The organism is Streptomyces viridosporus, assembly GCF_002078235.1.
In the GTDB taxonomy this organism is placed as follows: Bacteria; Actinomycetota; Actinomycetes; order Streptomycetales; family Streptomycetaceae; genus Streptomyces; species Streptomyces viridosporus.
This window is the reverse complement of sequence record NZ_MSGP01000425.1, coordinates 1-279: the sequence shown is the minus strand read 5'-3', so window position 1 is coordinate 279 and position 279 is coordinate 1. Positions and strand designations below refer to the sequence as shown.

Genomic DNA, 279 nt, shown 5'->3' with positions numbered 1-279 from the left:
CGTGGCACCGGAGGCGGCGACCGCCCAGCGCGACGGCATCAGGAACGAGAACTGGTTGACGCCCATCGAGCCGTGCAGGGTGAAGAGGCAGCCGGTGAAGACGACCTGGATGATCGCGAACATGACCAGCAGCGGCATGGTCTTCTCGGCGGTCTTCACCAGCGAGGAGATGATCAGGCCGAACATCATCGAGGTGAAGCCGAGCGCCATGATCGGCAGGGAGAGCTCCAGCAGCGTGAACCCGCCGAGGACCAGGCCCTCCTCGGGGATCTCCCGGCT

Annotated in this window: 1 pseudogene; it reads right to left on the bottom strand. The window is 65.6% G+C overall.

The annotated features are described in order from the left end of the window. Nucleotides 1-279: pseudogene (locus B7L92_RS27620) on the bottom strand (ABC transporter ATP-binding protein); the annotation flags it as partial.